General features: G+C 67.9%; 13 protein-coding genes. 11 read left to right on the top strand and 2 right to left on the bottom strand.

Annotated features, from left to right (window positions below):
* The first annotated feature begins 98 nt into the window (after nucleotides 1-98).
* Nucleotides 99-644, top strand: coding sequence for an AAA family ATPase (locus tag C1N81_RS04185; protein ID WP_394426895.1), 546 nt, complete (start codon nucleotides 99-101; stop codon nucleotides 642-644).
* 62 nt (nucleotides 645-706) lie between these two features.
* On the opposite strand, the gene C1N81_RS04180 is transcribed toward C1N81_RS04185, so the two are convergent.
* Nucleotides 707-958 carry a hypothetical protein gene (locus C1N81_RS04180; protein WP_394426893.1) on the bottom strand — a complete coding sequence of 84 codons (252 nt, stop codon included), beginning with the start codon at nucleotides 956-958 and terminating at the stop codon, nucleotides 707-709.
* A gap of 1,073 nt (nucleotides 959-2,031) precedes the next feature.
* Here C1N81_RS04180 and C1N81_RS04175 point away from each other — a divergent pair.
* The 3 genes from C1N81_RS04175 to C1N81_RS04165 all read left to right on the top strand — a co-directional run bounded on the left by C1N81_RS04175 (nucleotide 2,032) and on the right by C1N81_RS04165 (nucleotide 5,728).
* Complete coding sequence (locus C1N81_RS04175) at nucleotides 2,032-3,057, top strand: hypothetical protein (protein WP_394426890.1); 1,026 nt, start codon at nucleotides 2,032-2,034, stop codon at nucleotides 3,055-3,057.
* A gap of 236 nt (nucleotides 3,058-3,293) precedes the next feature.
* The gene (locus C1N81_RS04170; RefSeq protein ID WP_394426888.1) at nucleotides 3,294-4,265 is read left to right on the top strand and encodes a hypothetical protein; all 972 of its coding nucleotides are present in this window, start codon (nucleotides 3,294-3,296) and stop codon (nucleotides 4,263-4,265) included.
* Nucleotides 4,266-4,408: 143 nt separating this feature from the next.
* On the top strand, nucleotides 4,409-5,728 hold the full coding sequence (locus C1N81_RS04165) for an AlbA family DNA-binding domain-containing protein (RefSeq protein WP_394426886.1): 1,320 nt from the start codon (nucleotides 4,409-4,411) through the stop codon (nucleotides 5,726-5,728).
* Between the two features lie 181 nt (nucleotides 5,729-5,909).
* Here C1N81_RS04165 and C1N81_RS04160 read toward each other — a convergent pair whose 3' ends face one another.
* Nucleotides 5,910-6,590 (bottom strand): hypothetical protein, encoded by a 681-nt coding sequence (locus tag C1N81_RS04160; RefSeq protein ID WP_394426884.1) that lies wholly within the window; start codon nucleotides 6,588-6,590, stop codon nucleotides 5,910-5,912.
* 367 nt (nucleotides 6,591-6,957) lie between these two features.
* Here C1N81_RS04160 and C1N81_RS04155 point away from each other — a divergent pair, with 367 nt between their 5' ends.
* From C1N81_RS04155 to C1N81_RS04125, 7 genes are all read left to right on the top strand, one after another.
* The gene (locus C1N81_RS04155) at nucleotides 6,958-8,937 is read left to right on the top strand and encodes an AAA family ATPase (protein WP_394426882.1); all 1,980 of its coding nucleotides are present in this window, start codon (nucleotides 6,958-6,960) and stop codon (nucleotides 8,935-8,937) included.
* 526 nt (nucleotides 8,938-9,463) lie between these two features.
* Nucleotides 9,464-9,964, top strand: coding sequence for a hypothetical protein (locus C1N81_RS04150; protein ID WP_394426880.1), 501 nt, complete (start codon nucleotides 9,464-9,466; stop codon nucleotides 9,962-9,964).
* Complete coding sequence (locus C1N81_RS04145) at nucleotides 9,961-10,302, top strand: hypothetical protein (protein ID WP_394426878.1); 342 nt, start codon at nucleotides 9,961-9,963, stop codon at nucleotides 10,300-10,302. The genes C1N81_RS04150 and C1N81_RS04145 overlap by 4 nt, the downstream gene beginning before the upstream one ends.
* Before the next feature lie 110 nt (nucleotides 10,303-10,412).
* Nucleotides 10,413-11,225, top strand: coding sequence for a hypothetical protein (locus tag C1N81_RS04140; protein ID WP_394426876.1), 813 nt, complete (start codon nucleotides 10,413-10,415; stop codon nucleotides 11,223-11,225).
* 79 nt (nucleotides 11,226-11,304) lie between these two features.
* Nucleotides 11,305-11,523, top strand: a complete 219-nt coding sequence (locus tag C1N81_RS04135; protein ID WP_394426874.1) for a hypothetical protein — start codon at nucleotides 11,305-11,307, stop codon at nucleotides 11,521-11,523.
* Nucleotides 11,520-11,984 carry a hypothetical protein gene (locus C1N81_RS04130; protein ID WP_394426872.1) on the top strand — a complete coding sequence of 155 codons (465 nt, stop codon included), beginning with the start codon at nucleotides 11,520-11,522 and terminating at the stop codon, nucleotides 11,982-11,984. The genes C1N81_RS04135 and C1N81_RS04130 overlap by 4 nt, the downstream gene beginning before the upstream one ends.
* Nucleotides 11,985-12,579: 595 nt before the next feature.
* A complete protein-coding gene (locus tag C1N81_RS04125) occupies nucleotides 12,580-12,969 on the top strand; it encodes a DUF3846 domain-containing protein (RefSeq protein WP_394426871.1) in 390 nt (129 codons plus the stop codon).
* The last annotated feature ends 171 nt before the right edge of the window (nucleotides 12,970-13,140 follow it).

Raw genomic sequence — 13,140 nt, 5'->3', positions numbered from 1 at the left:
GTCCGACGCAGGACAGCGACACACGGTGCAGCGCTCGCCGCACGCCTGCGTTGAGCCACTTCGGCAGGGTGTCAGTACCCGCGGCTAGGGTGCCGAGGATGAAGGTGGGAACGCAGCAGACTCGACTGGTCGTCGTGCGCGGAAACAGCGCTTCGGGCAAGTCCTCGGTAGCCGCCACGATCCGAGACCGGTTCGGCCGCGGCCTGGCCCTGGTCGCCCAGGACAACCTTCGCCGCATTGTGCTGCGGGAGCGCGACCTGCCCGGCGGCAAGAACATCGGCCTGATCGACACCGTCGCCCGCTACGCCCTGGACGCCGGCTACCACACCGTGGTCGAAGGAATCATGTACGCGGACCGCTATGGCGACATGCTGCGCGGCCTGGTGGCCGACCATCGCGGTGTCTCTCGCTGCTACTACCTCGACATCCCATACGCACAGACGCTGGAACGGCACGCCTCAAAGCAGGACCTGGGGTATCTCGCCCATGTCACGGAGGCGGACCTGACGAAGTGGTACCGGGAGCGGGATGTGCTGCCCGGCGGCCTCGAGACGGTTATCGGCGCGGACAGCGCCCTCGAGGAAACCGTCGAGCAGATCATGCGAGAGACCGGCCTGGACGGGCTCTCACCCCTGGCCAACTGACAGCAGCGGGGGACAATGCCAGAGAAGGAGGGGCCTCTGGCACTGCCCCGCAGATACCTTCGTCACTCGCCGACGAGGTCCGGCTCGGAATTCTCCAGAACCTGGGCGACCTTCTTGGCCAGTGCTGCGATGCGCGGCGGCAGGTAGCTGTCGAGTGCGTCGACGTCGTCGCACAGCCGGGCATGCAGCCCGTGCAGGCAGGCCGCGGTCCACACCCGCTCGACGTCAGTGTCCTCGTCCCGGTGTGCATCAGAGCTGTCGGCGTGCGCGATGCGCAAGAAGGAGGCCAGGCCTCCGTCGAGGTCTTCAGGCACGTCCTCCCGAGCAGGGCAGCCACTTGGGCTCGGTGCTTCTCGGTCGGGCCAGGTGTGCGGTCGTGCTGATAGGAGGCCTGCAGGTACCGGTCGAGCTGGCGAGGGCTGGTTCCGGTGCGCTGGCAGTACGCGGCGATAAGCAGGGAGAGGGCGTTCATCGCGTCCGCGGCGTCGGTGGCCCGGTAGAGAGTCATGCGCTTCCAGTCGCGTGCGCGGCTCGGTTCGGTGTAGCGCAGGACGTCCGCGCAGTTCATGACGGCTTCGGCGGTCATGGACTGGATCGCCCGGCGCAGCGGTTCGGGGAGCTCCTGTGGGGCCGCCGTTGCTGCGGGGGTGGTGGTGCTCATCGCTGTGCGCTCTCGAAGGGCCGCGGTGTACTTGGCGCCGTTGATGGCGTCCTCGCGGGCACGTCGGGCAGAGGTGGACTGCTTTTTGGGCATCGTGTCCCTTTCCTGGGGCCAGATCCACGCCTCTCCGCCCCGGTGAACAGCCGAGCCCGGTCCAGAAGTTGAAGCGCGGGCCCCGGAGGACCTTGACCACCAGGTGCCCCGCGATAGGCGTGGTACAGGGCAGCAGTGAGCGGCAGTACGCGTCTAGCCGTCTGGGACGATAGCGCTGCGGGGCAGCGTCACGTGGCCGGACACCATCCGTATCGCCTGCACGGGTGAGGCTGAGGCCAGCGCCGGCTGCCGTACGGAGCGCCGCTCGGTCCCAGGCAGCTCGCCCATCTATGCGGCAACGCAGGCGAGGAGGCAGCGACCGACTGCGGGTCTGCATTTGCGCGGATTTGCCGCGGAGCGCGGGGAACGCCAGAAGCGTTAATGGCCGGCGCCCAATCCCGCCGGGGCGGGGTGGCCAGGGCGCCGGCCTCCAAAGACCACACACCTGAAGGAGTTTCTGCCTCAGGGGCGCGATGTCTTCGAGTGTAGTGGCGGGGAGCGAGCCGGGCGCACATCCTTGCCGCTTGTGATGTAAGTCGCGTAGTCTTCTTTCGATAGCGGCAGGCGCCGGCCGCATCGACGACTCTTCCTACCTCCTTTGCTGTGCGGCGCCGACATGACCAGGGGTGAGTGATGATCCGCGCGGGACGGCGTGACAAGGTCCAGAACAGCGCCGACCTGGCGCAGGCCATGAGCATGGCGCTAGGGACATTCCGTAACCGCAAGCCGTTCACTGCGGACGGCTTCCCGTCGCCAATCAGTCCGGCCGGCGCGAAGACTCTGCTGTGGGACCGCGAACAGACAGCCGCCTTCCTGGCCGGAAGGACGGTCCCGGCGCTGCCGCAGACTGATGATGACGAGGACCTGCTGGAGCGGATCGAGGCCGCAGAGCTGCTCGGGGTGACCCCGAGTACCTGGAACAGTTACAAGCGTGATCCCCGGCTGGCGCCGCACCTGGTGAAGGTCAAAGGGGTTGAGCACTGCCCCCGCCGTGTCCTGCGGGCATTTCGCGAGGAGCCGGCTGGTCCCGGCGGGCACCGGCCCAAGGGCAGTGGCGACATGGTGCCCCGCGACCAGCTCGAGGACCGCGTCGGTGAACTCCTGGACGCCGACCCGGCGGTGACCCTCGCGTTCCTGCAGGAGGAGCTGGGCATCGCCTACTCCACCGCCGCCCGCGTTCTGCCTCGCCTGCGTGGGGCGCGCATCGCCGACCTGATCGAGGCAGAGAGTGGGCTGTCCCCAGAGCAAGCAGCGGACGCTCTGGGCTACCCGCCCGTGGCGCAGCGGGCGGCCGTGGCACGGGCGCACGCCGAGCTGCATGCCCGCAGCCTGCGGGCGTACGTCCAAAGCGTGGCCGACGCGCTCGCCGACGAGGGCCTGGCCGAGCGGCACGAGGTAGCGGTGGTGCAGCCTGCCGACGACGTCGTGGCCGCGGCACTGGTCCTGAACGCCAGCGCGCCGGTGCCGGCGCTGGTGTGGGACGAACGGTGGGGCTGGCGCACAGCGGTCAGCCGGCGTCACCCGCTCGGCCGTGACACGGGCCGGCCGCCGGAGCAGGACGGCATCCGGTACCTGAGCCGCGACCGGCAGCCGGCGGCGCCGGACGTGCTCGACGCGATCTACGACGGGCGGCGCGGGACGTCTCGTCCTCCCGCATAGTCAGCGCAGTTGGACGCCATCGGCGTGGCGCGGGGAAGCTTGGGGAAGGAGCCGTTAGCTTCTGCGAAGCGGTAGCGGTCTACCGTTTCCCGGCGGGTTCTCGGCCCAGTAGGACTCAAGGCGGGGGAGAAGTGGCACGGCCTCGACCGCACCTGCGACTTTGATGCAATCACTGTGAGCAGCACCTCTTTCCTTACGTTCCGCGGGCCGACGGAGCGCGTCGGAAGGTGTTGTGCATGTCCGATAGCCCTTTCTCCCGCCGCGTGTGCGCCTATCAGCGCTACACCGGGACTGGACGCCAGGCGGCCACCGAGGCCGTCGCTCTCCTCACTCCCGGCGCGCCGCTCATCCCTGCGGCGAAGCGCGCGCAGCGACTACTGGAAACCGAGCTGTTGCACTGGGTGCTGGAGACCCACCGGGCGTTCACCCAGTACCCCCTCGGCCTCGTCTCGGTAGTGCCCTCACCCGACGGCATCCGCCTGCGACTGGAGAGCAGGAAGCGCGCCGAGGATCTCCTCACCGGGCTGCTGCCCTGCTGGGAACCGGACCGCCAGGTGCACGGTGTGAGCGGATTGCGTATTCGCCGGCGTACCGAGGCGGGACTGGAACTGCACCGCTTGGGCGCCGAGACCAGCATCTGGCTCACGGGCTGCTCCGCCGGGGCCTTCGCCAACGCCGAACGCACACTCCGACAGAGACTGAACGAGCTGGGCTGGGAAGCGACCTGGACCAGCAAGGACTGGACGGCCGCCGAGCAGCGCTGGGAAGCCGACCTGCAGCCCCTCATCCTGATGCCGTCCATCCGCAAGGCGTCCTGGCTGGCCAGCGGGTTGCTGCGCCGCGTGGGCCTGCTGCACACCGTGACCGTGCCGCAAGTTGTGACGGGCTATCGCGGCTGGTCCGGCGACACCTGGGTGCTCAAGCTCGACTTCCTCAGGAGCGACGGGTTTCTCCTTCAGGAGTTCGTCGACGCCCTGACCGACCCCACGGACGGTCTGCCGCTGGAGCCCGACCGCCACCGCGTGCTCGTCCCCGACAAGCACGTAGGGCGGATGTTCCTGAAGGGCGGTGGTGGAACCGCGGCTCTTGAAGTGCGCTACGACCAGTTCGACTACCCCAGCCTGCGGGCCGAGACGGAGGTGTTCGCCGCGATCGAGCAGCGCGTCACCAGGGTCCGAACCGAACACGAATCGGCAGCACGGGCCTGAGCAGCCGCTCGTCACCACCTGCCGGCGCCGGTGCAGATGACAGCCAGCGGTTCTGGAGCGTGCCCGCTGGAAATCCTGGGGTGCTGATGCCCCGACGGAGCTAGCGTGTGCAGACGATGTACGTGTGACCACCTGGAGCGACGATGGCCCTGCCGGCGCGACTGACTGCTGTCTTCGACAGGCATCCTGACGATCTCACCGAGGCGGATCTGCGGCGGGCCGTCGAAGAGCAAGTGCCCGAGGGCGCCGACCTCGACTGGAAGAAGGACTTCTACGAGGGCGGGGACGCAGCCAAGAAGGAACTGGCCAAGGACGTCAGCGCGATGGCCAACACCGTTGGTGGCGTCGTGGTCATCGGCGTCGACGACGGCAAGAAAGACCACGCCCACGCCTTGGCGCCAATCGAGCTGCCGTCAACACGTGGGGAAGAGTGGATGCGCTCAGTCCTGGCGACGTGGCTCCAGCCGATCGTGCCCCATGTGGGTATCCGGTTTGTGCAGTCAGCCGAACAACCGGGCAGGGTCTACGTCGTGATCACAGTGCAGGCCAGTCCGCTAGCCCCGCACGCGGTCGCTCAGCCGGGCAACGACTTCCACTTCCGCGTACACGTGCGCCACGGGACCACGACCCGCACGCTGAGCGAATCCGAAATTGCACAGCGCTACAGGGACCGCTTCCAAACCGCCGCCGACGACGTCAGCCACGTCGGTGATATCGAGACCGAGGGCATCAAGCGCCTGGGCACCTTTGTGAGCGGGCTGGACGCGCAGAGAACGGAGTGGTACTCGACCTGGGTCTCCCTGACCGCCGTGCCGAGCGTCCGCGGCAATCTTCCGTTGACCAACCGAGCAGAGCGGGACGCTGCGTTTCAGCGCTTCTACGCTCTGGCGTGCGGCGGTATCACTACAGTCATGTGCCCTGACCTGCCCGTGCTCACTGGCCGACGGCAGGTTCGATTCGAAGGCGATCCGACCGGCCAACTCCACCAGGACGGATCCTTCTTCGCGGCGGTCGCGGTCGGCACAAGTCCAGATCGGCACGCACCCACGGAGCCCCTCCTGCTGCATCAGCGAGATCTCGAACTGAGCCTGGTCGCCCTCGTCCAGGCCGCCGCCGCATGGGCCACAGAGACCGGTGCGATAGGCGATCTCATGCTTTCCGCCGCTCTGCACCACTCTCAGGGGAACAACGTACCGCTGCGACTGTCGGTAATCGATGAAGGTTTCAACCGTGGCCCGGTCAGCCCGGTTCCGACAGTTCCGGCACGCTTGACGGCTGACCTGGCAGCCCTGGCGACGGACAAGACCGAAGCAGTAATCACAGCTTACGGACTGGTCAGCGATCTGCTCGCCGATATGGGAGCCAGCGAGCCGCACGTCCTGACAGCAGAAGGCGATATCCGACTGGCGCGGCTCACCTCCGAATACCGCGCTGAGCTGACCGGATGGAACACCGACAACTGACCAACTGGAAAGAGCCTGCTCCTTCGACAGCTCGCACGTACAGGGTCGGCCGGGCCTCACCGTTTCAGGGGGAAGGGCGTGGCCTTGAGGAGGTCGCGGTGCGTCTATGACGTGCGGCGGCTGAGGTTCAGCCGCCGCCTGAGCACGGGCGCAGCTGGGCGGGGGATGGTTGGGGCCGGATCTACTCCTTCGTGCTGTCGGCGCTCTTTGAGCTGCTTCTGAGTCCTGAGGCGGTGTTTTCCTCGGGCAGAAGGTAGGGCGAGCGGGACAGAAACGCACGGTGCCTGGAGAGCGCCTCGTGTTCGGCTTGCGTGCGGGAGGGCGGGATGAATCCGCGAACTGGCCAGGGCTGCTCGCGCAGGAAGCGCAGTGCTCGTGCCGCGCGCTGTCCTGCTGGAGTGGGTGGGTTTGCGGCGATCTCCCGAAGGCCCTGCGCTGTCGCGGAGGTGAAGGACCGGTTCAGGCGCCGGATCTGGAGGGGGTCCAGAACGGCGAGAGACGGTTTTGCTGTGAAGGGCGGCCCTAAGACGACGCCCACGTGAGCGAAGTTCGATACGAGGAACAAAGGGAGGTTCTCACCGGCGAGCCCGACGGAGACCGTCGTCTCCCAGTCCTGGGCGAGGAGCCACTGTTCCTTGGCCGCGGCGAAGGCCTCGTTGTCGTCCGGGGTAGACGTCTGAGTCCGCAGCCAGGGGAGCAGCTCCCAGTAGGACTCCTCGGCATGCAGAGACGCTTCGTGCAGTTTGGGCAGAAAGTCATCCATTGCCTCACACGGCAACGCCGCGGTCAGCGGCGGCCGGTCCTGGTGCCCCATCCGCCAGGTCATCATTCCGTACTGCTGGCCGACCTCCATGTCGTCCACGACCACGACCATACGTTGCGGACGCGATGCAGGACTGCCCGTGCGCAGCCGCTTGCCCTTGCCCATCGTCACCTGCCTTCAACAGACGCCAGCCCATCCCCTGGGCGGGATGAGACCCGCTGCTGTTCTCAACGATGCTGGGAGCATCAAGAGACTCGACAGCCGCACAGACGAGTGGCATTCGCGGATCTCCGAATTGACGTACCCGCCCGCACGCTGCGCGCGCCGCATCAGACTCACGAAAACCAGGCGCATCAGGCGGTGTCCGGATTCATACTGGTGATCACACCATATTGGTGCTGCACCGCCGCCTTCGGGCGTCGACGCTGGTGGAGCAGGGGCAACGTCGCCCTTGGGAGGGAGTGCCATGCTGGTCACGGAAGTAGAGATCAAGTCGTTCCGCAACATCACGGATGCGCAGACCATGGCGGTCGATCCCGAGGTGACAGCTCTGATCGGCAAGAACGAGTCGGGCAAGACGACAATCCTGAAGGCCCTGCACCGGCTGAACCCGGCGAACAGCGTAGACCCAGACTTCCACCTCACCACCGACTACCCGCGCCGGCACCTCGCCCCGGACCGCAAGCGCAAGAACCTGACGACAATCGCCCCGGTGAGCGCCACGTTCTCGCTGGAAGATCACGACTTCGACGACCTGCAAGGGCAGTTCGGCATTCGGCCCCCTGAGGGCACCGTGATCAAAGCGCAGCGCCGGTACGACAACAGCTTCAAGGTGCAGTTGTGCTGCTCGCTCGACGACGTGCTGCGGCATGTCCTGGACGATCTGGACGTGGACCATCAGGAAGACCGCCAGGTCCTGCAAGGGCACGCCACCCTGGCGGACACGATCGCAGCGGCGAAAGCACGGTCCAAGACCGTGAGCGAAGAGAAGAAGACGGCCCGTGCCAAGGCACTGACCAAGGCCGGCGCAGAACTGGGCAAGTACCGGATCTACGTCGAAGACACCCTCGACGACGCCGACCGGGACGCGCTGGCGGAGCTGCTCCCGAAGTTCTTCTACTTCTCCACCTACGAGCTCCTGCCTGGCGAGTGCGACCTGCACACGCTCACGGAGCGCGCGAGAGCGAAGTACTGGCAGAAGGGCGACGAGACCATGATCTCGCTCCTGCGCCTGGCAGGCGAAGGCCCGGAAGACTTCCTCGACGAGGACTACGACAGCCGCAAGGCCGAACTCCAAGCCGCCAGCCTCTCGCTGAGCGACCAGGTCTTTCGGTACTGGAAGCAGAACAACGCGCTCACCGTCGACTTCGACACGGACCTGATCCGCATCCCGGTCCCCGAAGGACAGCCGGAGGTCCACCACCGCATGCTGAAGATCCAGCTGCGGGACGACCGGCACGGCGGGGTGGTGACCAACTTCTCGACCCGGTCCACCGGCTTCCAGTGGTTCTTCTCCTTCCTCGCCGCGTTCAGCGCCTACGCCGACCAGGACGAGCGCGTGGTCGTCCTCCTCGACGAACCCGGCACCAGCCTCCACGGCGAAGCCCAAGGCGACTTCCTGCGCTACGTCTTCGACGAGCTCGGCCCCCACCAGCAGGTCCTGTACACCACTCACTCCCAGCACATGATCGACCCCACCCGGTACGAGTCCATGCGCGCTGTCCACGACCAGGCCACGCGCGAAAACCCGGCCCTGGGCGTAGTCATCACCCCGGTGAGCCTGTCCGCGGATCCAAAGACGATCCTGCCGATCGAGGCCGCGCTCGGGTACTCCGTCTCCCAGCACCTGTTCCTGGGCTCCGGCCCGCTCCTGGCTGTGGAAGGCAGCAGCGACTTCGTCTTCCTGATGCGGATGTCGGACTACCTCATCAGCAAGGGACGCAGCGGTCTGGACCCCCGGCTGTCCATCATCCCGGTCGGGGGCATCGGTAACATGCCCGCCTTCATCGCCGTGATGGGCCGGCGCCTCGACGCACGCGCCCTGCTCGACGGCGCCGAGACGGCCAAGGTCTCCTCCAAGGTCTACAGCGCCGCGGAAACCGTAGGGATCAGCAAGGACCACATCACGGTCATCGGGCAGATGGAAGGCATGCCGGAGACCGCTGATATCGAAGACCTCTTCACCGTCAAGGACTACCTGTGGCTTTACAACAAGGCCACCAGCAGCAGTCTCTCCGAGACGGATCTGGTCACCACAGACCGCCCGACAGCGATCCTCATGCGCCTCCGTTCAACCCGCCAGAAGCAGGGACAGCCCCCCACGTTCGATCATGTCGGACCCGCGCACGAACTCACGCGCCACCGCCAGGCATTCTTCGACCAGGTCGATGACGTGACGCTGGACCACTTCGAGGACGCATTCAAGCGGGTGTCCGGGCAGAGCTGACGGCAACACTGCGGGGCTGGTGGGCGTCACATCAGCCCCGCCGCTCTGCGTCTGCGGCGGGGCGAGCGCATCGGTGACCGCGGAAGACGGATGGGCGCAGCAGTGGGGTGGGTGAGGGCGCGCGGCGGCCGCGCCGCCGGACGGTGGCGGGCGCCGCTCCGCGCCGCCCGCCACCTGGCCGCGTGTCCGCCCAGCGCTCCGCGCCGGTCGGCACGGACGCTCCGCGCCCTCACGCGCTGCGGGCACCGGCGGAAAGGCCTACAACGCTCCGCGTTCCAGGCCCGCGCTCCGCGCCGCCGGTCCCCTTGCCTCTCTTCCACGCACACGCGAAAGAGAGGGCCCCGGAGGCCCGGTCGCCGCGCGCCCTCACCCACCCACAAACCCCGTCTGAGCTGCGGAAATTAGTGCTTCGACATACCGCGAAACACCCCATGAAGTGAATTGATTGGGATATCCTTGTCTTGTTCGGGTTCGTGGCCGACCCCGACACCAAAGACCAATCCACACCTCCGTGAAGGGGACACCTGTGTCCAAAATCTGCACCCACCGCCCCGACTACCACTTCGAGGGCGAGACCTGCCGCTACGCCCGCGAACTGAAGCCCGGAGACCAGATCAACGTCCTGGCCGGTGCCTTCGTCGTCGTCCTGGAGGCCCACCCTGCCAGCGATGCCGAAGGCTGGATCTCGGTCCTGCTCGACGGGTCCATCGACGGGCCCACCCCCCTCGCCCACGACTCGATCCTCCCGGTCCGCCCGGTCGACGGCCTGCGCCCGGACGAGATTCCCGTGCCCGACGTGGACGTCGAGGTACGCGCCACGGTCGAGGTGACCGAGGAAGTCGTCTACCAGGCGACCCTCACCCTCACCGTCCCGGCTTCCGCCACCGTCGACGACGCAGCTCTGCTGGCCCACCTGGACGCGTGCTGGTCGGATTACAACGACGTGATCGAAAGCGAAGTGGGAACCGTTGCCGACCAGAGGCTGTCGGATGCCTGGGTCGCGGAGCACCAGGAGACGACGGCATGAGCGAGAAGAAGCAGGCCGACGAAGGCCGCGCAGTCCAGCTCATCGACCAGATGCAGGCCAGCCTGTCCCAGCTACGCGAACTCGCCCAGGCGTGCGACGACTTCGTTGCCACCTGGGTCGGCTCGGGCCTGGCGTACGAACTGGTGCCGCACTACGAGTGCACCCTCAGCTGTCAGGAAGCTGAAACCCTGGCCCGGCTGACCGGAGCCTACGGCTACACGAGCACGGCCGAGGCGGTACTCAGCGAGCACGCCCAGTACGACACGTGCGGCGACGCCCACCACCAGTGCCCGCACTGCACCACCGACGAAAGTACCGAAACGGCTCCCTCGTCCTGAGCCAGCAGCCCGCCGACAGAGCGGCGGCTCCTCACCACCACCCCGGGGCCGGGGGAGTGGCCTCCCCCGGCCCCGGGCCAAAGACCATCACCTGAACCGAAGGCACCACCATGTCTGGCACCATCACGCCTGCTCACACCCCAACCTCCGCCCTCACGCTCCAGGACGGAGAACAGACGCCGCCTCGCTACGAGTTGGGCGACGTCGACGAACGCGGCCGCTACTCCGTCACCGTCAACGGCACGCTGACCGGTCACGTCGCACGCTGGCACGGCATCTGGCACGCCACCACCGCCACCGGCCTGACCCTGCCCCACCGGCACCCCGACCGGCACACCGCCGCCCAGCAGCTGGCCGACCTCAGCACCACCAGCCAGCCCAGCCCGGACGCCACGCCGACCACCTCCGCACGCACCAGCCCGTACGCGCACCTGCTCGACCCCGGCCTGGCCGCCACGACACGCACCATCGTCAACGCCGCCACCGCCCTGGCACGCCTCAACGAACTGGCCTGGCAGCCGGTGGCCGGGTACCCCGGCGCCGACAACCGCTGGCTCCTGCGCTGCCTGGTGTGCAGCGACGCCCGCGCCAGCCAGGACCTCCTGCCATGGACCGGCGCCCGCTTCTGGTCGCACCTGCGCGGCCGCAACGGCGACAACACCCCCCGCCCGCTGTGCCGCCACGACGGATGCCTGCCCATCAAGGAACACCCCGACCGCCTCGCCCACATCACACCGGCGCCCACCCCGGCCTGCCCCTGCGCCGAACAGCACCCCACGACCCCACAGACCGCCAAGCCACTCCTGGCCGCGTGCGCGACCGCCCGGCGCCGCCATGACGAGGACAGCCTCCACGCCCTCCTTACACGCCTCCTGGGCCCCTGCCCGGCTTCCAGGGCCCGTGCCACCGCCCTCGCCACCTGACCAACACGCCCTCAAGAAGTAGGGACCGGGCCGGGGCGGGTCACCGCCCGCCCCGCCCCGCACAAAGGAGCGACGCCCCATGCCGCACCACTCCATCACCTGGACCATCGACGTAGAAGACGCCGACAACCACATCAACGCCGCACGCCGCGCCCTCGCCGTGCACCGACACCACAAGCCCACCTCCTGGGCCACAGGCGTCACCGTCACCGACGACCGCGAAGAACACCTCCCCGTCGGCCTCGACCCGGCCCACCTCCGCACGCCCAACAGCCACCTCCAGGAGGAACTGCGGTGAGCGCCCGCTACGAAGTCACCCACGCCGAAGCCACCCCGCTGCGCATGATCACCTCCGGCGCAGCGAACGAACTCGGCGAAGACATGCCGACCGGCACGCACGCACTGATCATCGGGGACCCGGCAGCAGCTGCCTCGGCCATCACCGGAACCCCCGGTCAACTCCGGGCATTCGCCACACAGATCGCAGCCGAGACCGGCGCGCAGCACGCAGACCCCGCCCTACGGCTGCACGCCTACAACGAACTGGCCGCGCAGGCAGCCGACTTCATCGCCACATACGACACTCGCGTCGACGCCTACCGCCTGCCCGCAGATGAGGACCAGGACCCGCGCTCTGCCGACCTCGACCCGGAGCAGTACGAGGCGTACTTCGACATGCGTGCCACCTGGGGCGAATACGCCCTGGACCTCGTCCGCTCCCTGGCCTCCCACGCACCACCCGAGGCGCCGGCCGCCTGATAGCCACCTTGAACTACCCGCCCACGACCTGGCCCGCGTGCCACCGCAGCGCGCTTCGGCCCACTGGTCTCCTCGTAACCAGCGGGCCGACGCACGCCCAGCACCAGTGAACGCCGGGGCGCAGCACCGGGCGCACCGCCGTCGCCCGCCAGCAGACCGTACAGCGCGCAGCAAAGCCCTTTCCCGTGCCGGTGGGGGCGCAGCGCGGGCCGGGCCGGACGGCAGGCGCAGCGCTCCGCGCTGCACCGGCCTGGCCGCGTGCCGTCCGGCCGCTCCGCGCCCGGACGGACCGAGCGCTCCGCGCTCTCACGCGCTGCGGAGGACGGCAGACACTCGCGGGCCGCTCCGCGCCCCGCTCCTTCGCTCCGCGCTGCCGCCCTCCTTGCCCTCGACGCGTCGCGTCGAGGAGCCCCGACACGCCCCACGCTGCGCCCCCACCGGCCCGTGACACAGCCTCTGAAATGGGAAAACACGCCCGGAAAGATCCTGAAATCTTCGCGATCGGGATCTATATGGGATATGCTTTTCTCGTTGGTTGGTCCTGTGGCCAGGACCCCAACACCAAAGACCAACACCCCAACTTCCAAGGAGAACCATGCCCAGCACCCGCACCACCACCGGTTTCGCCCTGCTCGTCCGCACTGACGGCCAGTTCCGCCTCCTCGACTGGCCCGCAGACAACCACCAGAAAGTCCTGTACGCCGCCTGCGACTGCGACACCTACGACGCCGTCCAGATCACCGAACGCCTCACCATGTGGATCGACGACGAAGGCGTCTACACCCAAGCCCCCAACTTCGGCGCCACCCGCCTCTACGCCCTCCACCGCCAGCCCCACCAGCTCTACCACGGGCACGCCCTGTTCACCGGCGGCGCCGACGCCCACGGCAACACTCTCGGCCTCAGCGCCGACGAAGCCGCCCACCTCGTAGAGCAGTACCTCACCGGCGGACGCATCCCCACCCAAATGCCCCGCAGCAACTGAACACCCACCGACCGGGGTGGCGCTGTGGCCGCGCCACCCCGGCTCTCAAAGACCACCCCCAACAACCCGGAGGCGCACCCATGAAACGCGAACTCACCTACACCTTCGTCTGCGGCTGGCGCGACTACATGACCCAGCTCACCGACGACCGATTCATCGCAGTCGCGGAAG

This window comes from Streptomyces sp. SGAir0957, from assembly GCF_043523415.1.
Note: the sequence above shows the minus strand (reverse complement) of the source record. Positions and strands in the feature narration are given on the sequence as shown.